At 39.5% G+C, this 18585-nt stretch carries 16 protein-coding genes; 8 read left to right on the top strand and 8 right to left on the bottom strand.

Annotated features, from left to right (window positions below; genetic code table 11):
• Nucleotide 1: 1 nt before the first annotated feature.
• Together M2408_RS17075 and M2408_RS17070 are read right to left on the bottom strand one after the other, a co-directional pair.
• Entirely contained in the window at nucleotides 2-250 is a 249-nt protein-coding gene (locus M2408_RS17075; RefSeq protein ID WP_223580790.1) for a FeoA family protein, read from the bottom strand.
• 197 nt (nucleotides 251-447) lie between these two features.
• Nucleotides 448-1107 carry a metal-dependent transcriptional regulator gene (locus M2408_RS17070; protein ID WP_223580788.1) on the bottom strand — a complete coding sequence of 220 codons (660 nt, stop codon included), beginning with the start codon at nucleotides 1105-1107 and terminating at the stop codon, nucleotides 448-450.
• A 117-nt stretch (nucleotides 1108-1224) separates the two neighbouring features.
• On the opposite strand from M2408_RS17070, the gene M2408_RS17065 reads away from it, so the two are divergent.
• The gene (locus M2408_RS17065; protein ID WP_259183660.1) at nucleotides 1225-3540 is read left to right on the top strand and encodes a TonB-dependent receptor; all 2316 of its coding nucleotides are present in this window, start codon (nucleotides 1225-1227) and stop codon (nucleotides 3538-3540) included.
• 190 nt (nucleotides 3541-3730) lie between these two features.
• Here the strand turns inward: M2408_RS17065 and M2408_RS17060 are convergent, their stop codons facing one another.
• Complete coding sequence (locus M2408_RS17060) at nucleotides 3731-4255, bottom strand: hypothetical protein (protein WP_259183658.1); 525 nt, start codon at nucleotides 4253-4255, stop codon at nucleotides 3731-3733.
• Nucleotides 4256-4589: 334 nt separating this feature from the next.
• Between M2408_RS17060 and M2408_RS17055 the strand changes: the two genes are divergently transcribed.
• Nucleotides 4590-4790, top strand: coding sequence for a hypothetical protein (locus tag M2408_RS17055; protein ID WP_259183656.1), 201 nt, complete (start codon nucleotides 4590-4592; stop codon nucleotides 4788-4790).
• 106 nt (nucleotides 4791-4896) lie between these two features.
• Here the strand turns inward: M2408_RS17055 and M2408_RS17050 are convergent, their stop codons facing one another.
• Nucleotides 4897-6156 (bottom strand): hypothetical protein, encoded by a 1260-nt coding sequence (locus tag M2408_RS17050; protein ID WP_259183654.1) that lies wholly within the window; start codon nucleotides 6154-6156, stop codon nucleotides 4897-4899.
• A gap of 65 nt (nucleotides 6157-6221) precedes the next feature.
• Here M2408_RS17050 and M2408_RS17045 point away from each other — a divergent pair, with 65 nt between their 5' ends.
• Both M2408_RS17045 and M2408_RS17040 read left to right on the top strand, forming a co-directional pair.
• On the top strand, nucleotides 6222-6434 hold the full coding sequence (locus tag M2408_RS17045) for a hypothetical protein (RefSeq protein WP_259183652.1): 213 nt from the start codon (nucleotides 6222-6224) through the stop codon (nucleotides 6432-6434).
• Between the two features lie 293 nt (nucleotides 6435-6727).
• Entirely contained in the window at nucleotides 6728-8476 is a 1749-nt protein-coding gene (locus tag M2408_RS17040) for an alkaline phosphatase (RefSeq protein WP_259183650.1), read from the top strand.
• Between the two features lie 94 nt (nucleotides 8477-8570).
• Here the strand turns inward: M2408_RS17040 and M2408_RS17035 are convergent, their stop codons facing one another.
• Nucleotides 8571-9743 carry a glycoside hydrolase family 27 protein gene (locus M2408_RS17035; protein WP_259183649.1) on the bottom strand — a complete coding sequence of 391 codons (1173 nt, stop codon included), beginning with the start codon at nucleotides 9741-9743 and terminating at the stop codon, nucleotides 8571-8573.
• A 383-nt stretch (nucleotides 9744-10126) separates the two neighbouring features.
• On the opposite strand from M2408_RS17035, the gene M2408_RS17030 reads away from it, so the two are divergent.
• Entirely contained in the window at nucleotides 10127-10480 is a 354-nt protein-coding gene (locus M2408_RS17030) for a DoxX family protein (protein WP_259183646.1), read from the top strand.
• A gap of 12 nt (nucleotides 10481-10492) precedes the next feature.
• On the opposite strand, the gene M2408_RS17025 is transcribed toward M2408_RS17030, so the two are convergent.
• A complete protein-coding gene (locus M2408_RS17025; RefSeq protein WP_259183645.1) occupies nucleotides 10493-11371 on the bottom strand; it encodes a helix-turn-helix transcriptional regulator in 879 nt (292 codons plus the stop codon).
• A 301-nt stretch (nucleotides 11372-11672) separates the two neighbouring features.
• On the opposite strand from M2408_RS17025, the gene M2408_RS17020 reads away from it, so the two are divergent.
• Nucleotides 11673-12725, top strand: coding sequence for a hypothetical protein (locus tag M2408_RS17020; protein ID WP_259183643.1), 1053 nt, complete (start codon nucleotides 11673-11675; stop codon nucleotides 12723-12725).
• Nucleotides 12726-12742: 17 nt separating this feature from the next.
• Nucleotides 12743-13072, top strand: a complete 330-nt coding sequence (locus M2408_RS17015; RefSeq protein WP_259183641.1) for a hypothetical protein — start codon at nucleotides 12743-12745, stop codon at nucleotides 13070-13072.
• A gap of 319 nt (nucleotides 13073-13391) precedes the next feature.
• Here the strand turns inward: M2408_RS17015 and M2408_RS17010 are convergent, their stop codons facing one another.
• Both M2408_RS17010 and M2408_RS17005 read right to left on the bottom strand, forming a co-directional pair.
• Entirely contained in the window at nucleotides 13392-14630 is a 1239-nt protein-coding gene (locus M2408_RS17010) for a hypothetical protein (protein ID WP_259183639.1), read from the bottom strand.
• Between the two features lie 11 nt (nucleotides 14631-14641).
• The gene (locus tag M2408_RS17005) at nucleotides 14642-17488 is read right to left on the bottom strand and encodes a TonB-dependent receptor domain-containing protein (protein WP_259183636.1); all 2847 of its coding nucleotides are present in this window, start codon (nucleotides 17486-17488) and stop codon (nucleotides 14642-14644) included.
• Nucleotides 17489-18005: 517 nt separating this feature from the next.
• On the opposite strand from M2408_RS17005, the gene M2408_RS17000 reads away from it, so the two are divergent.
• Nucleotides 18006-18572 carry an RNA polymerase sigma factor gene (locus M2408_RS17000; protein ID WP_259183634.1) on the top strand — a complete coding sequence of 189 codons (567 nt, stop codon included), beginning with the start codon at nucleotides 18006-18008 and terminating at the stop codon, nucleotides 18570-18572.
• The last annotated feature ends 13 nt before the right edge of the window (nucleotides 18573-18585 follow it).

The raw sequence follows: 18585 nt of genomic DNA, 5'->3' as shown, positions 1-18585 counted from the left end.
TCTATTTATGGATAATCAATACATGTAAGGCATCATCTTTACGAAGTGAAATCAGGGTGCCGTGTATATTATAGGCGATCGGATCGCCTAGGGGACTTATATTCTGGATGCTTATTTCAGCGCCCCTGACAAAACCTAGATCAAGTAAACGCTGTCGGATTTCTTGGCGACAGTCTGTCGCTATTCCCGCGATGCTTGCAAGCTCCCCTTTTTTTAATAACCCCAATGCGATCACCTGATTGTTTATCATTGCTTATTTTGTTTTTAGCTTTGCTAAATTATAAAATTAGATTAGACTAACAAAATATAACGTTATATTTTAGTTAAAAGATGCAAATGGGCTGATGTGCCGAAGAGGTTTTTGGGCTATTAGAAAAAAATGGGAGTCCTATGTTCAGACTCCTGGCAAGTATGGATGGGTGACCCGAAAATACGGAAGAGTTATTATTAAGAAATGGGGCGTACAAGTAGTGTAGCAGTTACTTTACTACTGAGTACTTCTGAGATTCGATTGCCATAATTGACTGTTATACTGTTGTCGAAGGGCTCAATGGAAAGGATGGTTAATGTTGTGCCCAATTCAAGATCTTTGGCACTCAGGTATTGTAACAATTCTTTGGAAGAGGGTTGTACAGCCATTAACGTCACTGCGTCTCCAGTTTTGCATGTGTCGAGAAAGATATAACTTTCCGAACGCATTACACCATTATGGTCAGGAATCGGCGAGCCATGGGGGTCTACTGTCGGGTAGCCCAATAATTGATCCATCTTGGTGAAAAATTCAGGTGAATGGATGTGCTCGATCTGTTCCGCGATCTGGTGAACTTCATCCCATGCAAAGCCCATCTTTTCAACGAGATACATTTCGGTAAGTCGATGTTTGCGAATAATAAGCGCAGCTTCCTTTTTTCCTTCTTCTGTAAGCTTGAGGGGTTTATAGCTTTCGTAATGGACAAAACCTTTTTCGGATAGCTTTTTCATCATACTATTTACCGTTGGCATTTTGATTTCCAGTCGTTTACTGATCTCATTGACGCTGGCCTCGCCTTTTAGGTAGGTCAGATTGTATAATGCTTTTAAGTAGTTCTCTTCGGTCTGTGATATCATAGTACAAATTTACCAAATATTAGTTGTGTCTAATAGTAATGTTAGAAAATATTTTGTTAGTTTAATCTAACTTGTTAGATTTGTAGCTCTAAATTTATAATTAATCAAAACAAAACAATGATGACGGGATTCAGAGTTCTCTTGACAACAGTATTCATGCTGATCGGATTTATTTCCTTTGGGCAGACAGGTGGGGTAGTAGGTAAAATTTATGATAGCAATGGACTTCCGCTGAAGTCGGTATCCGTGGCTATCCCTCTTCTTAAGATGAGCACCAAATCCAATGAGCTTGGAAAATTTGCATTGGAAAAGATTCCCTATGGTACTTGGGAAGTAGAAGTGAAGCATATTGGTTTTAATACTTATCGCGATTCGATCAAGATCGAGCATGTATCCGAGATCAAGGATATCCGTTTAAATGGGTCCATCTTTTTGCTGGATGAAATTGTGGTAACAGGAACGAAGACATTTAAACGAAAAACTGAAAGCCCAGTGATCGTCAATATTTTGGATAGTAAAACCCTAGACAACCTACAGGTATGTAATCTTTCGGAGGGATTGAAATTCCAGCCGGGCTTGCGGGTGGAAACAGATTGTCAGACCTGTAACTACACCCAATTGCGGATGAATGGACTCCAGGGAGGGTATTCGCAGATACTGATCAATGGACGGCCTATTTTCAGTCCTTTGATGGGACTCTATGGGATGGAGCAATTGCCGGTCAATATGATCGAAAAGATTGAGGTGGTCCGAGGTGGAGGTTCTTCGTTATATGGTTCAAGTGCCATAGGCGGTACTGTCAATGTGATCACCAAATTGCCGAAGCAGAGTGGTTATGAAGTCAATTCTTTTTACCAAAGCATTGATGGAAAAACAAGTGATTTTAATCTTGGCGGAAATGCCACCTTGGTCAATGAAAAGGGGAACGCAGGAACATCGTTTTTCTTCAATAAGCGGGATCGCGGCTTTTACGATGCAAATGGTGATAATTTTTCGGAAATACCTAAAATTGAAAATACCTCCTTCGGTATCAACTCATTCTATCGGTTTTCGGACAATCAAAAGTTGGAAGTCTCCTTGAGCAATCTGAACGAATATAGATTTGGGGGTGAGATGACAAAAAAACCAGCCTACCTTACACTTCAGTCTGAGGAACGTACCCATAAAATATGGATGGGAAGTGCGGATTATCAGATTAATTTTAACCAGGATAAATCTTCATTGATCTTCTATACTGCTTTTCAAAATACCAATAGAAAGCACTATACTGGAATATTCCCGGATAGTCCGGAAGAGATCGAAAATCATCTCAAAAATCCCCCTTATGGCGATTCAAAGACAACAACATTACAAGGCGGTTTTCAATTGAACCATGAGATCAGCAATTTTTTGAACCATCGGAATGTGTTGACGATTGGATCGGAATATGTGTCCGATAAGGTTTACGATGAAATTCCAAGTTATAATTATTTGGTCGATCAGCATACGAAAGATTGGGGAAGTTTTTTTCAGAGTGACTGGGACTTTGCAGAGAAATTTAACTTGCTATCTGGGCTTCGTGTGGATAAGCATAATCTATTGGACAAAGTGATTGTCAGCCCACGTGTAGCACTGTTATATAAGCATGCGGCTAATACGCAGTTTCGTCTAAGCTATGGAACAGGTTTTCGGGCGCCACAGGCATTTGATACAGATCTTCATATTGCCTTTGCGGGTGGTGGTGTTTCACGTGTTCAATTATCTCCAGATCTTCGGGAAGAACGATCAAAGAGTTTCAGCGGCTCGGTAAACTATCATAAAGCCACGGAGAAATGGATTGCGGGTTTTACATTGGAGGGATTCTATACACAACTGAAAAATGCCTTTGTACTTGAGGAAATCGGTACGGACGATTTTGGTAAGGTGTTTGAAAAGCGCAATGGAAATAATGCAAAAGTAGCAGGGACTACACTTGAATTGCGTGCCAATTATAATAAAAAGATGCAACTGGAGACGGGCTTTACCTTGCAACAGAGCAAATATGAAAACCCTGTATCTTACCTGGAGGGTATAGAAGCTACTAGGTCATTCTTGAGAACACCAGATGAATATGGTTTTGCAAACCTCAATATTACACCGGATAAAAGCTGGACAATCAATCTGAACTATGTGTACACGGGTAAGATGAAGATCGCTCATGCTGGTGGTGCGGACAATTTTCCGGAAGATCAAATGGTTCATACAAAAGCATTCTCAGAGGTAAATAGTAAAGTGTCACACACTTTTAGCCTGTCAAAATTTAAAAATGTGATCGAAGTCTATGCTGGGGTGAAGAATATTTTTAATGCTTACCAACATGATTTTGATACAGGTAAAAATCGGGATAGCAATTACATTTATGGTCCTAATATGCCCCGAACTTTCTTTGTTGGGTTAAAGATAAAGACACCTTAAGTAGATTGATAAGTACATAAAAGTATTCCTGAAAAAAAAGGCCAATTAAAAAAGAATCTTCTTAAGTGACCGTTGCTGATAAATATAGGTAGATTACGAGCGGAGAAATATAGGTCGAAGTGCCCTAAAAACAAAAAATCCTGCATGGACATAGCGCCAGCAGGATTTTTTGTTTCTGAATATCCTGTTTTTATTTCAAAACGAATTTGAATCCCAATGAGAAACGAGAGGCCTCGAAATTCGAGCCATGAGATAAGTTCCACCAAGGTTTCCAGTCAAAATGCATTGCCAATGGCGCAGAAGGAATTCTAAACTCTAAACCTAAAGCTGGACGGATTGCAAAATGAGTGTGTGTGTTTCCGTCTTTCCAATGGTAGTCATCATCCCAATCGCCATGCCATTTGCCATAGTCGATAAACGATGCCTGAGGACCTACACCAACATACCAAGATAGGCCACGGGTTCCCCGTATACGTTCGTTGTACGAATAGTCTACACCAACAATTGTAATGTTATCTCCGAACAATACTTGTGCATTTACGGCATCATTTCTGCCAAAACTGTGTTTTATCTGTGGGCCGAATAGTGTCTGGCCATCGCCAAGGTCGATACCTAGACCAAGGGCTGTACGATAAGGTGTTTGTGCATTTGCCTCTCCATTGATGACAAATAAGAATGTAAAAAGTGTCAGAATAGGTAGAAGTACTTTTTTCATGATATTTTAAAAAATGTTAGTGTTAAGTTTTCGAATTGAAAACTTTCGCTGTTTAAACAAATACTCTGCCAATAATGAGTTTTTGTAGTTTTTTGGCTACTTTTAGTTGTTAACTTTTTTATTTTAAGAGTGTTATTTTTTTTTTTTTTTTTGCTTCACCTTCGGCCCTTGATGATGACTTCTTAGTTCGATATTTATATAAAAATCGAATGCTTATGAATTCAACCCACCTGGCTGAAACGATATCCGCTTGAACATTGTTCATTTAATAAATTCAGGATAGAAGAACTTATTGGAAACACATGCACGATAGCATAAGCTTAAATATTTTACTATGGAACATACTCAAATCAATAGAAAGAAAATAGAACAATGGTTGGCAGAAGGTTATGACGTCTTGCAGGATGGGAAGCTGTTAAAAGTCGAAGGAGATTTGCCGGAGTTTTTGGAGCAATTTGCTGATGAGGCCAAACCAAAGACCTATCTGCTAAAGGAATTAATTACTTGGCCGGAAGCGGAACTTAAAAAATTATAGGATATGGAACAGCTAAAAATAGCTGAGAAAAAGGTTGTTTTCCACTGTTTTGAGAAGCAGAGGGATCTAATTTCTGTTGTTTCTAATCGTAATATAGGACAGAAACTTAACAGTTATAATACGCTTCAGGTATCGAGACTTCTTTATGCGTCCAATTTTCCAATGTGATTGCATAAGGATCCAGTTCGTAGGTATCGGCTTCAAAAATATAGTTATAGCTACCATTGATTAAGTTCGCACGGAGTATGGCATATCCGGGGCCTTTTGCAGGTAGGACATTCTCAATTTCGAAGAAATCAATGTCTTCGATATCGTAAATTAGACTTGTTTTCCTTCCAGCAAAGCCAATTTTATTATTTTTCTTGTCCAACCAGATGCCGCTTGACTTTCCCAGTTGTTGTTGTATGCTTGCGGGAATATTTTTTACAGCAGCATTTTTGCGGAAATCCTCCTTGATGTCCCATTTGTTTTTCAATTTGACAAGTTCGCTCACTTCAATGAGCTGATCGTATGCTGGATTTTCCAAAAGAGCGGGGTAATCACGCTGGTTGTAAAAATGGAGTGAGGTGCCGCCATCGTCGTAGTTGTTTTCATCATCGTAGGTATAACAGATGGAGGAGGAGATGTGATCGCCAAAATCAAAAGATAAATAGCATTGGTCTTCTCTTTCATAACCATAATCCTCCGCGTCATAGTCTTCGCCATCTAACCAGAGATCGCGGAGGTCTTTGTAACTTTTATCTGTATTGGACTCGTCATAAATGGTGATAAAATATTCTTGAATAGGTACGTGCGTTGGAATATCATCACAGTAAATCTCCAGTTCTTTCAGCCAGAGATTGCCGATACGAACCGGGTAATCTATTTTGAAATAGATTGTCCCATATTCGCTTGGATATAGGTGTCCAATACCGAGTTTTTCGATGTCAGCATAGCTGGTATCCCAAGAAATAAATTGTGATGGTTCGGCATAAACCTCAAAACCTATATGGTCATCTTCAAAGCCCCCGGGTAGAATCTTATAATTGCAGGTTTGTTGCTGGATCCAGATTTTGGCTTTGCAGTCTTGTTTTTGCTTAATGGTATGAAAGAATAAAGCATCATCAAATCCAAATTGTTTGGATAACTTGGGATAGACCTTCGAAAAACCTTGTGAACTTGCGGGAATATAATGTTGGTGATCGTCAAATAGAAATAAGTAGGGATCTCCAGCTAATAATTGAACGTATGCATAGCGCAATTGAGATAAGTTGACCTCTTCTTCGTTACCATGATCGAGGTAATGTAAGCGATCGCCATCCAGCCAGTTGCGGTCTTTGTCATTTTCTTTTGGGAAATTGGAGCTATTCTTGAAAAAATTAAGCATGTTCAATTATTGTTTTCGATACGCTAATTTAAGATTTTAAATTCAGCTAAAATAGAATCTGCATAATGAATCTGTTGATCTATATCGGTAAAAAAATACTATCTGAATTAGTAGAGGCTGGTAAAGCGGCCGGTATAACAGATATTGATGTATTGGAGGCGACAGGTCATTGCAAAACATCACGAGGACAAATTGTGGGTGGTGCCACAAGTACTGTATACTCAGGTTTAGGTATCGGAATGGGTTGGATACCTTTTATCTCGCCGGAACATTGTTGACACGATCGACTTTGGTGGTGATCGGTGATAAGTCGGGTGGTTTTGGTGCATGTGGTTTTTAATTTACGTGTTCTTGTTAATAGCATCGACACCAGAAAATTTAAACTATTATTGCGCTAAAGCTATCCAATCGAAGAAAATAAAAATAAAGTATCCCATCAACAAGTTTGACAAATTAAAAAAATGAGTAGGTCATCGTATAGTTTATATATAATTGGAAATATAAAGAATAAATAAAATTGGCTTAACATGTAGTTTCCGGTGGCGCCGTATTTTCACCTAAAAAAGTAGAGATGAAAAATAACGAGCAAATTAACCGGAGGAGATTCCTTAAAAATTCATTAATTGCAGCAGGAGGGGTTTTTATAGCACCACTTATTGAAAGCTGTTCGGATGACCCTACAGATATTGATAGCGCACCAGACAACCTTAAAAATGGTGGATTTGAATCTGGAGTGGCGAGCTTTGACCCCTCGGCAACCGGGATAATCATCTGGACGAGATATTCTGTAGAGACAGATGCTGAAATTACCTGGGAAATAAGTAAAGAGAATAGCTTTTCGGAGATCCTTCGAAGGGGAAAGGTGAAGGCCGATGTTACCAATGATTTTACATTGGCCATTGATGTTCAGAATATCGCATCCAATACAAAATATTACTATAGATTTTATAATGCCAAGACTAAGGAAGCAAGCGTTGTTGGTGAAACATTGACGCTTCCTGCTAAAACAGATAATGTCAATGAAGTAAAAATGGCTGTGGTATCTTGCTCTAATTTTCCAGCTGGACTTTTCAACGTATATGGGGCAATTGCAAAATCGGAGGCTGATGTTGTTGTACACCTCGGAGATTATATTTATGAGTATGCTCCTGGTCAATATGGCACCAATCCCTATACCAATGAACTCGGCAGAGCCCACAAACCGGCTAAAGAGATTGTAAATCTCGCAGATTACAGAGAAAGATATAGACAATATAGAAGTGATAAAAATTTGCAGCTTCTTCATCAGAAAAAACCATTTATTTGTGTATGGGATGATCACGAACTTGCCGATAATGCATACCGATCTGGCGCTGAAAATCATCAGCCAGAGGAGGGAGGCTTTGACACCCGTAAAATGGCCGCTTTTCAAGCTTATAGTGAATATATTCCCCTGAAGACAGGCAAGGACCAACGTATTTATAGGAGTTTTACTTTTGGTAATTTGCTCTCACTCTATATGCTGGATACCCGGATAATTGCACGGGATAAACAATTGGATTATACAAACTATATAGATGGAAGCGGAAACTTTAAACAGACACAATTTCAGACTGATCTGCTCAGTAACAATAGAAAGTTGATTGGTAACGAGCAAATGACTTGGTTAGGGACTCAGATTAACGCTGATACGACAGCATGGAAAGTGTTGGGGCAACAGATCCTGATGACTAAGATGCTGATTCCTGCGGAACTCTTGATGTTGCTGAACCAAGTGATGACTGAAATAGCACATTTTGGAAATGCTCAGCCATCTACAATGGCTGCACTTTCAGCTGCAATAGGGCAGTTGGTTATCCTAAAAACGAGATACCTGCAAAAAGATCCTACACTGACACAGCAGGATATCGCAAGAATTACAACGGTACTGCCCTATAATCTAGATGCATGGGATGGCTATTTTATGGAAAGAGAGCGTTTATATTCGATTTTAGCAGGTAAGAAAGTCGTAGTATTGGCTGGCGATACACACAATGCATGGCTAGGAAAATTGACAGATGCTCAGGGTAGATTTATAGGAACAGAATTGGCCTGTAGTTCGGTCTCGTCACCTGGATTAGAGAGTTACTTGGGAATTACCACAGATACTAAAAAAGCAATGGAACTTGCTCAGGCTTTTTCTGTATTAATTGATGAACTAGAATATGCCAATCTTTACAAGAGAGGATATCTACATGTGAAATTTACGGCCGCCACGTCGCTTGCAGAATGGAGATTTGTGGATAACGTCATTTCAGATAGTTATACTGTTACGACGGAAAAGACGTATACTATTTCCTAGTAAGAGCTTCGATAATAAGCAGTTTCCAAGCAAAGTAGTTCAATCTCTCAACGAAATGGGCTAAGTGTTTGGAGACTGTTTGTATACATGATGTTTATTTCGTTTTTAGCACCACAATACCATGAGGCGGAATGCGTAATGTTTTGATGTCGCTCAGTCTTCCTAAATTCTTCTTTATCCAAAGATCACGTACTTTGGTATTCGGAGAAATTTGAAGCTTTTTACTGTCCAGATGATAATCCACAGCTTTATCCGATCTGTTCAGCATAGCGATAGCGGTATTGTTTTTACCCTGTAGTTGCTTTTTCCAAAGATCAACCGTACCGTCATTTCCTATAAATACAGCTTGTTTAAAGGTTGTGTCCTGATTTAAGGCAATCAGTTCCCTGTTCGTTAATATAGCAATGGTTTCCTTCGACATTTTGGTAAGATCGTTCCCTGCTAGAAGTGGCGAATTCAGCATACACCACATGGAAAAATGTGTTTTATCTTCTTCGTAAGTCATTCCTCGACCTACCTGCAACATATCCATATCATTATAATGGCCGGGGCTGCTGTATTGATTCAAATTTTTGTTGAGATCGATAATAGCTAAAACAGAACCGAAATTGTTTCGAATATCCTCGGATATCCGCCAGGAGTCCACTAGTTTAATAGCCCATTCGCCGGGAAATTGCCAGCGGCAGATATTGATCCGCGCATTGGGCTTAACCCCCCGTATGGCGGAAATAATCTTACTGTATTGTTCCTGATCATTTAGTTTCATTTCCAGCCCTCCACACCAATCTATCTTAATAAAATCAAAGTTCCACTCTTTGAAGAATAGTTCGGCATCCTGCTGCTCATGCCCATACATTCCAACTCCAATACCTTTTTTATCGTTATCCCAAATTGATCCACAGGTATTTCGCCCCCCTTCGGAATATAAACCGGCTTTTAATCCTTTCTGGTGAAGATATGCTGCGATGGCATCCATGCCATTCGGGAATTTAGTACTGTCCACGTAAAGTTTTCCATGACTGTCCCGGCCTCCGAAATAACCGTCATCAACATTGATATAGCGATAGCCTGCCTGATATAGGCCTGTTGAGATCAACGCGTCCGCCTGTTGTTTAATCAGGTTTTCATTAATATGAATACGAAAGTTGTTCCAGCTACTCCAGCCCATAATGGGTGCTTTGTTTTCTTGCCCGACTACAGTAAGTACAAGTAATTGCGCGAGTAAAAAGCAGGATAATCTCAATGTTCTGATGTTGGATAAATACATGTTTTTTTGTTCTAAGATAACACTAAATAAGTTCAAAAGCGCAATGAAGCACAAAATGGGAGTGTATGCTGAGGAAAAAACAGCGATGCTCCTTAGCTAACAAATTGAACATACAAATCAATAAAATGCAAAATATTGGGATGCCGATTTACATATTTTTGTATAACGAGATTCCCCCCTTTACCTGTAGGTTTTATTTTTTATTTCCAGGGACAAATCGAGCTCTCAATCGTCTTATGTAGATATGTCTAACACAAAATAGATGTGGATAACTAATTTTAAATTATCACGATTCATCATGAGAGACAAGGATGTAAAAGAAAAGATCGTTCCGCTCCAAACAATAGTCATTGTACTGTTGTTTGGAGCTTTAAAGATGTAAAATGATGGTCTTGAAAATTATAAATGTGATATTGGTACTCATCGCAGTCGCTATGGGGGTCAAACAGGGCTATGGAATGGTTTCCGGCAAACAGGAAATGCTGCAACTGTTTGGTAATTGGGGATTCAGTAAGACCGCAGTATGTGTTAATGGTCTTGTCACAATTCTTGCAGCTATTTTAATTCTGTTTCCAAAGACATTTGTCTGGGGCAATTTTTTAATGGCTGCTACAATTCTGATGATTATTTGTTTCCATTTGGTAAACAAAGATCTAAAGGGTATGGTCATTGAGTTACCCTTCCTAATGCTGAATTTGGTTATTATTTATTTGCAGTATCCGTTTAAGACTAGCTGATGGACGAGGGGTCTATACTTCCTTTTGAAACTGTTGCGGAGTTATCCCTGTGTTTCGTTTAAAAAAACGATTGAAGTTTGATGGGTCAGAGAAACCAAAAGCATAGGTAATCTCTTTAGCTGATTTTTTTAGAATTAGTTCCTTTTTTATTTCCGATATCAATTTCTGATGGATCATTTGTTGAGCTGATAGGCCACTATATTGTTTGCATAGTTTATTGAGGATTTTTGGACTAATATTGAGCATCTTCGTATAATTGCCTATATGATGATTAACAGCATATTCCTTTTCCAATAGAACCTTGAACCTTTGGAAATCTGAATGAATCACTTCATTGTTTTGAAGATTATATGTTTTTGAATAAAAACGATTTATTGTTATAAGCAGCTGATATAAAAGGGCTCTTATTAAATGATCGCTGTCATGCTGAAGATAGGAAAATTCTTGCATTATAGCTTGAACAAGTTTAACACATTGATTGGAAAAAAAATCATCTGGTTTTATCGTTGGGGGCTGTACATATTGATGAAAAAAATGAAATCTATAGAGGAACAGATTATCGAAAAAAAATAGATCGAGAAAGTCTTTCTCAAAAAACAGTACATAACCCGTTAAATCCTTTTCTATTGCCCATCTTCTTGTCTGTCCTGGACTGGTGAAGACAATGCCTTTCCTGGAAAGCGGGATTATCTTATCACCTATTGATAATGTCCCACTTCCTTCTTCAATAAAGATAATCTCATAAAAACTGAGTTGATGCAAAGTATTGTCCAAGACATAATTTTCCAAAGTTTCAATGCGACCTATATCAAATAGCAAATGCCGATTATACTTATAGGGGAGAAAATGATACGTTTTAATTTCCTTGATATAGTTGTTTCTTTTATCCATTGATAATCGGTTTTTCGTCGATATACTGATTCAATATATCATTTATGCTCCTTTGATATTATCTAAAAGTACCTAATTGAAAGGTATTAATATTTGGTATGTAAAACAAGTCTTTTTTCAATGGTGGAACTCGCGTAAAATCTAATAGAAAGCCGTTTAACCAGCTTAATCCAATACGATTGAGATACCTTAAGTCGATCGAGGGGTATAAATGACCATATTTGGTGTAAAATGACCATGTAGAAGAACAGGTATCCCATAATTTTGATAATAATCACATTTAAATTGAAGACTTATGACGATGAAATACTTATTCATTCTTTTACTATTCGCAATCACAGCGTTTGATTCATTTGCTGAACAGTTGTATGTCAATCCAGTGGTCGGAAATGATCTAAATTCTGAAGAAAAGTCACAACCTCTAAAAACCATTTTTGAGGCTGCAAAACGTATAAATTCGAATCAGGAAAAGGGAACTTCCATAGTTATACTTTCCTCTGGAATGCACCTATTGACTGAAACGGTAATATTCTCCAATAATAAATATACTGGCAAAGACCGCCTCATCATCCGGGCCGAAATTATGCCCGATGATAAAGATTGGACTCCACAGCAGATGCCTGTGATAGTGACAGCCGTGCCATTAGTTCCTGGATTTGGTGGAATGGAGGGCAGGGGGATTCAACCAGAGGTAAGCCATGTGACCATCGAGGGCATACGATTTACGGGGAGCCCTGATTATTCCTATATGGATGAGGATAACTCACGCCGCTCATACCCGATATGGCGTGATGGTAAACGATTGGACGATCTACTTGTCACACAATGTCTTTTTGTTGGTAATATTGATGTGTTACCATTACATGCGGGTGTTATCGCAAATGGATACGGATTAGTCATTGATCACTGTGTATTTTTCAATTGTAAAAACCCAGTTGTCTTTTGGAAATCTGAAGGGCCGACAGGAGGCGCGAATGCCATGCGGTATTGTCTGGTATATGGAAGTTACTTTAGTGGAGTCTGGACAACAAATGGTACCAATGGGGACAATTTTGAATTCCATCACAATATTATTGCAAATAGTAGTACGGTATGGGTCAGGGAGAAGGGGAGTACAAAGCAATATAAAGCTTTCGATTGTGTTTTTTCTGACTATACCCACCTTGCAGGATACGGGAGTGGTCCTTTAAGAAGTGACAATCCCACTTCGTCAGACTTTTTAAAAATGGAAAGAGTGATTCATTCCGGAGACATACAGATTGAAAAAGATCAAAGTAAAGCGAATTATCTTCAATTGAAAGCAGGGTCTGATGGGTCAGATTTAGGTGCTGGACTCTCCAAAAGAAATAAGTAATGTAAAATCTATATGCTATGTTAAAGGTTCAATTTTTGTTTATCCTACTTTCATCATTTCTCTTGGATCATTATGTTGTAACAGGTAGATTTGTGGACCACCAGTATAATCCCGTTACCTATTTTATAGTTAATGTATATAAGTCTAATCAACAGAAAGAAAAACTAGATAGATTGCGGATAGACACCGTACATCATCAAAATGGAGAATTTAAAATCGGTGAATTAAACAAAGGTAACTATCTTTTGGAGATCGATGTGCCTGATTATACAGGTTATACTATAGCGGTAGATATTAATGATCGTAATCGTTCAATCCCGGAAATCCAGCTACAACCCACAAGGTGAAATTGATGACATGTGGTTGTTGGTAATCAAGTGTAATAACTTTATTGCTGATAAAACTAGTCATGGATTAGGGTAAATCTTGAAAACTTTTATTTTTTAGGGAGAATTGGGGCTCTCAGCTGTTATATATGTAATGTGCTACAAAGTAGGTAACTGAGGTACATATTAGGTTTTTTATAATAATAGAGAGGCCGTGAAGAATAACAAATTCTCACGGCCTTATTTTAATCTTTTCCAGCTATACCTGTCGAATCAACGATGGGGTAGGTTTACGATCCATTTGAATAGGATCTATTTGATACGGCTACCACCATTACTGTTACTGTGTTTCAATTTCGGGTATACCGATCCATTGCCATTTGCGCTGGGTGAAACCTGGATTGACATCACCATCAATTTTGAACCTTCTCAGATCGATGATACGTGTACCACGCCAGGATAAAAATATCCGACGGACAGCAACGATGTCATTCAGCGTTAGGGTTGTGGATGAGGTATAATTAGATGCTCCCGAAGCGTCATATTTCGAAATAACCGAATTAACAAGTTCCACAGCATTACCCGGGATCAGTTCACGCACAACTAATTCAGCACGGATTAATTGCATTTCATCAAAATCGCTGACAAGTAGTGGATCTCTTTCCTTAAACAAGGTCAGTGACCAATGTCCTTTGGCAGCTTTTACAACCGGAATACGGGCTTTGTCTGCTGTTGTTTTTGATGCGGTAACCAAACTTGGATCAACGGCCGCATCTCTTGAGTTGATATTTAGCGCATTAAAGAAACCGTTGCTGACAGTACCTACGGTATTCAGAAAGCTGAAGTTTTCCATTGCTGTAAACGACTGGTTGATATGCTGGACAGCCAAGGGGTAATTGTTGGTATGGATTCCCAGCTTTGTCAGTAAGGCATGAAGCAATCGTTTCTCGGTATCGTTGGCAGCAGGAAGTGCCTGTTGCCAGTAAGTCTGTGCTTTGGTATAAGCTTCCTGATGACTGACCTCTTTGTGGTCTGCGTAGACAGAGTGGCTGCTATTGCTGACACTGAAATAATCCGCCATCAGCAACCAGGCATAACCGGCATGTAACCGGGCATTGACCAAAGCCGCTTGTTTGATCTTGATACCATCTTCATCTGTTGGATTTAAAGATTCCGCATTGGCAATTGCATCTTCGGCACGTGCACGGTAATTTTGTACATTGGACCACACGCTAAAGAGTGACGTGTTGTCCGGTGTTAATTTATCCTCATCCAATTCCTTATAAAAAGGAGAGTTTGGAACTGCGGTAGGAACAATTTCATCCACAATAGCACCGGAAGCAACCAATAGATCCGACGCGGATGTCGCACCGGCACGCCATACACCGGCGATGACAGGACCGTAGACATAAGTACCTTTCTCAATACGACCAAGCATGGCGATGTTGTTTAACTGAGATTCATCAATGGTGTTGTCTGGCAGCTTGGTGTCATTTACCCACTTGTCACAGGAGGAAAGGGAAAGTGCTGCCATGCAGACTAATCCGGCTTTCCAAAAATCTTTTATTTTGATAGACATAATTATCATTTTTAAAAACCAATATTTACACTCATGGCATAACTACGTGGAGCCGGTACTGCAGTCCAGTCGGATGATAGATAGCTGATACCACGCGTACGTTTACTACCACCCTGCGAATCTATTTGTGGTTCGATGCCACCATAGTTGGTCGTCAGCCACAGGTTGTTTCCTGTTAATGATAGCACGCAGCTTTTGAATAGGCCATTGGTTTGTTTCTTGGCCCAAGCACCTAAATCATAGGAGATGGTGACATTGCTCAAACGGATGAAATCGGCTTTCTCAATAAAATTACCACGAGGACCAGCATATTGGGCAAGTTCATTCGCTGTCGCAATATACTCCGGTGTGCCTGGTGTCTGCGTAGCAAGCAATGCTTTGAGATCCTCGCTTGCTTTGAAGTTATTCCCTTGGCTGGCTACATTTCTATTAGAGATATTATAGACCTTAGCGCCTTTTGAATAGTTAAACAAAGATTGGATACGGAGGTTATTGACCAATTGTAGATTGAACCCAAATGAACCATTGTAAGTAGGAAAAGGTTTACCCAATACCTGTGGAGTACTTTCTTTAGCACCTGTATAAACGCCGCTACTATTGAAATTAGCGCCTTCGGATACACCGGTATAGAAAGAGAATGCTGGGAGTCCCGGACGGATCAGATTGACCGTGTTGATAATATCATTTCCACCTGAGCTGATGACTTTATTGGACTGGTGATTGAAGATCACGAAGAGATCCAAACTGTTTTTCTGATTACTGCTTGTAAAAACACGACTATTATAAGTGACTTCAATCCCTTTACCGCGAATTTTACCTACATTTTCGGGATAGTCCCCGCTTAAGCTTGAAGGCCAGCCCAAAGAAGGCAATAATGTGGTGTATACAATCGCATCGCGTGTGTTTTGCAAATAGTAGGTAAAGCCTAAACGTTGTTTGAAAAAGCTGAGATCCGTACCGATCTCAAACTCACCGGTGCGCTCTGGTTTGATATCAGGATTGCCTTTACGCAATGGTCTGACCAAGGTGCCAAACGAAGAGTTTTCAATAAGATAGGCTGTCTGCGCATCATTTGGATATGGTAAACGACCAGACTCACCATAAGCGGCCCTTATTTTCCATTCGTCTATCTTACCTTGCATAAATTCAAACGGTTTCACATTGTAAGCAACACTCACTGTCGGATACCAGATACTGGCTACATTCCGACCGATCATATTAGATACGTCTCTTCTGACCCCGGTATTGATAAACAACTGATTGTTGTAGCTTAAAAATGCCTCACCATAGATACCATGGGTACGTTTTTCGAAATAAGTATCGGTTGTACCTAAAATTTCAGCTGCCGAGGAGATGTTACTAATCCCCGGTACAGCAAAATTGCGTACGCTGATACCACTGACGGTTTCTGTAGATTTCGTCAACTGTGATAATAAGGCTAGATTCAGTTGCCATTTATCCGCTAGGGCGAAGTTGCGCGACAACTTGACATCCCAGTTGATATTCTGGTTTTTACGGTCACTGACCTGTTTGGCACCGGTACTGTTTGTACCCTGTAGATAGCCATAAGGAAGATAGTTCAACCCATCGATCCGATTGAGGTCAAGCCCCACAAGACTTTCCAGCTTGATATTATAGGGAAGCGTATAGTTTAATTTTACACTTCCTGTAAAGCGGTCATTGGAATAACTTTTCTCAATGGCACGCCAGGTTTCTTCGGAAATAAAAGGCCAAGGCGTCTGATCGCGCATCAGATTCCAGATGGCATCATCACGTCCTGAAGCAGATTGCGGGATGCTCAGTTTCCCTTTGACATAACCAGCGGTGAAACCCAGTTTGAAATTGTCTTTGGTCAAATCGTATCCGGCACGAAAGGTCTGTCTGTTGTCTTTGTTACCCGGAACAATACCTGAAGTGGTATTGGAGTTGGCCGAAAAGAATAGGCTGTTTGACTGGTCAAATTGTGCCGATAAATTGGCATAGTACTGATTTTGATGACCGCGTTCAAAAAAGTTATTCAGGGCATCGTTGTTGACATATTTTGTGTATTTATTGGCGAGTTCGCTGAAACCTCCAGTATATTTTATATTGACAGCCACATCTTTTTTGCCACTCAAACCACGTTTGGTCTGGATAATAACGACACCGTTAGCTGCTTCTGCACCATAAGATGCTGCTGCTGCTGGTCCTTTGATCACATCGATAGAAGCAATATCGTTCATCGGTAAGTCATTCAGCGCACTCATCGCTTCCTGTGAGGAGTTTACATCAGCAGTATTACTACTACCGTAGCGTACCCCATCGATAAAGATCAGGGGATCCCGTTCCATACTGAAGGTTGCTGCCGAACGAATATCAAAACGGATGGGCATACCTACTTTTCCATTGGTATTGTATACTTGGGCGCCGCTAATTCTTCCGTTTACGAGTTCCGCTAGAGAAGAGGGATTACTTTTTGCGACAATATCTGCGGCATCAATATGATCGACATTGGTGCCAATTGCTCGTTTGCTCCGTGAATTGGCCAAACTTGCTGTGACCAATACTTCGTCCAGTGCAACACCGGATTCAAGACTAATCTCGACTTGTTGTCCTTCCTGTACCTTGGCAAAATAACGTTCGTAGCTTTTATAGCCAACCATTTTAATCAGCAAGGTCTCCCCATTGTGAAGTACAAGATTAAATTTTCCGTTGGCATCGGCGACAGTTCCGCCCTGGGGACGTTCCTTGATGATTATACTCGCTCCCGGTACGATCACACCCGTGCTCTTGTCATGCACGATACCTTGAATATTTTGCGCTTGAAGGGCAAAACAGGAAAGCAAAGTGATGCTCAAAAAAGTAAAAATTTGATACATATGATTTTTATAGACTGTTTTTCTTTATTTAGTTTTGATCTAAATAAGGTAAAATTTGCGCAAAGGTAATCATATCCTAAGAATTGACAAATTGGTTTTTAACTTTTTTTAACGAAAGAGATCAAGTTAATTCCTTCATTGGGAATGAATTATTCAAGCAGTAATAAATAATAAGCAGTTTTTGATTAACAAGTATTCCTAAATCAAGTCTTAATAGGCTTAATGTTTGAAGGTAGGCTGAACCCACACTTCGTGTTACTCGACAGCTTTAATAAAAAAATCTACTTAATTAGTAGTCTTTGTTGTGATTTTACTATTTTTGTTGAACGATTATCATATTACATGCTAGAGGAAGTAATGTATATGTGGCGTTTACAATAATAAAAAGTTACATAAGATATTTCTAAGGAAGTAAAATAGCCAGAGGGATCTTTTTCTAGGAATAGCGGTTTTCACGTTGTGGGATCTTTTTGGATACAAAAAATCTAAAAACTATCTTTGTCCAAATCAATACATCATGCCTAAGTTGGAAAGTTTGAGTGATGAGGAACTACTCCTTTTGGTTTCCAAGAACCAAGACGGGGCATTTCATATGCTGTATGAAAGATATAAAGCAGCTCTGCTCGTTTATGCGATTAAACGGGTCGGCGAAGAAGCTGGTGAAGATCTAGTACAGGATGTCTTTATTCGCACTTGGAACAACAGATACTCCATCGACTACCAAAATGATTTTAAGGCCTATCTTTTTACGGCGCTCCGACGTCGTATTATAGACTATTTTGCTAAGGAAAATAACGCACAGGGCTATTTGGAAGATCTAAAATCCTATGTTAATGAATTTGCATTTGAAGAGGCTGATGAACATGTTCGCGCGCAGTCTTTTCGTGATTCCATCTTCGCTGTACTCCATCGCTACGGTCCGCAATATCAAGCGGTTTTAAAATTACGCTTGCAAGGTTATTCCAACCCCGAAATAGCAGCTATGCTGGGGCTTTCTGAAAAGACGGTACGCAATCAATATTCATCTACTTTAAAAATCATACGCTCTAATTTTTCGTCTTTTTTACTTTTTTTATTTTTTTGAGGGACAATCGTTA

The organism is Sphingobacterium sp. BIGb0165 (genome assembly GCF_024810095.1).
GTDB lineage: Bacteria > Bacteroidota > Bacteroidia > Sphingobacteriales > Sphingobacteriaceae > Sphingobacterium > Sphingobacterium detergens.
Note: the sequence above shows the minus strand (reverse complement) of the source record. Positions and strands in the feature narration are given on the sequence as shown.

Bases quoted from the DNA above. Each gene is read 5' to 3' on its own strand.
- M2408_RS17075 (WP_223580790.1), bottom strand. From the start codon at position 250: ATGATAAACAATCAGGTGATCGCATTGGGGTTATTAAAAAAAGGGGAG.
- M2408_RS17070 (WP_223580788.1), bottom strand. From the start codon at position 1,107: ATGATATCACAGACCGAAGAGAACTACTTAAAAGCATTATACAATCTG.
- M2408_RS17065 (WP_259183660.1), top strand. From the start codon at position 1,225: ATGATGACGGGATTCAGAGTTCTCTTGACAACAGTATTCATGCTGATC.
- M2408_RS17060 (WP_259183658.1), bottom strand. From the start codon at position 4,255: ATGAAAAAAGTACTTCTACCTATTCTGACACTTTTTACATTCTTATTT.
- M2408_RS17055 (WP_259183656.1), top strand. From the start codon at position 4,590: ATGGAACATACTCAAATCAATAGAAAGAAAATAGAACAATGGTTGGCA.
- M2408_RS17050 (WP_259183654.1), bottom strand. From the start codon at position 6,156: ATGCTTAATTTTTTCAAGAATAGCTCCAATTTCCCAAAAGAAAATGAC.
- M2408_RS17045 (WP_259183652.1), top strand. From the start codon at position 6,222: ATGAATCTGTTGATCTATATCGGTAAAAAAATACTATCTGAATTAGTA.
- M2408_RS17040 (WP_259183650.1), top strand. From the start codon at position 6,728: ATGAAAAATAACGAGCAAATTAACCGGAGGAGATTCCTTAAAAATTCA.
- M2408_RS17035 (WP_259183649.1), bottom strand. From the start codon at position 9,743: ATGTATTTATCCAACATCAGAACATTGAGATTATCCTGCTTTTTACTC.
- M2408_RS17030 (WP_259183646.1), top strand. From the start codon at position 10,127: ATGATGGTCTTGAAAATTATAAATGTGATATTGGTACTCATCGCAGTC.
- M2408_RS17025 (WP_259183645.1), bottom strand. From the start codon at position 11,371: ATGGATAAAAGAAACAACTATATCAAGGAAATTAAAACGTATCATTTT.
- M2408_RS17020 (WP_259183643.1), top strand. From the start codon at position 11,673: ATGAAATACTTATTCATTCTTTTACTATTCGCAATCACAGCGTTTGAT.
- M2408_RS17015 (WP_259183641.1), top strand. From the start codon at position 12,743: ATGTTAAAGGTTCAATTTTTGTTTATCCTACTTTCATCATTTCTCTTG.
- M2408_RS17010 (WP_259183639.1), bottom strand. From the start codon at position 14,630: ATGTCTATCAAAATAAAAGATTTTTGGAAAGCCGGATTAGTCTGCATG.
- M2408_RS17005 (WP_259183636.1), bottom strand. From the start codon at position 17,488: ATGTATCAAATTTTTACTTTTTTGAGCATCACTTTGCTTTCCTGTTTT.
- M2408_RS17000 (WP_259183634.1), top strand. From the start codon at position 18,006: ATGCCTAAGTTGGAAAGTTTGAGTGATGAGGAACTACTCCTTTTGGTT.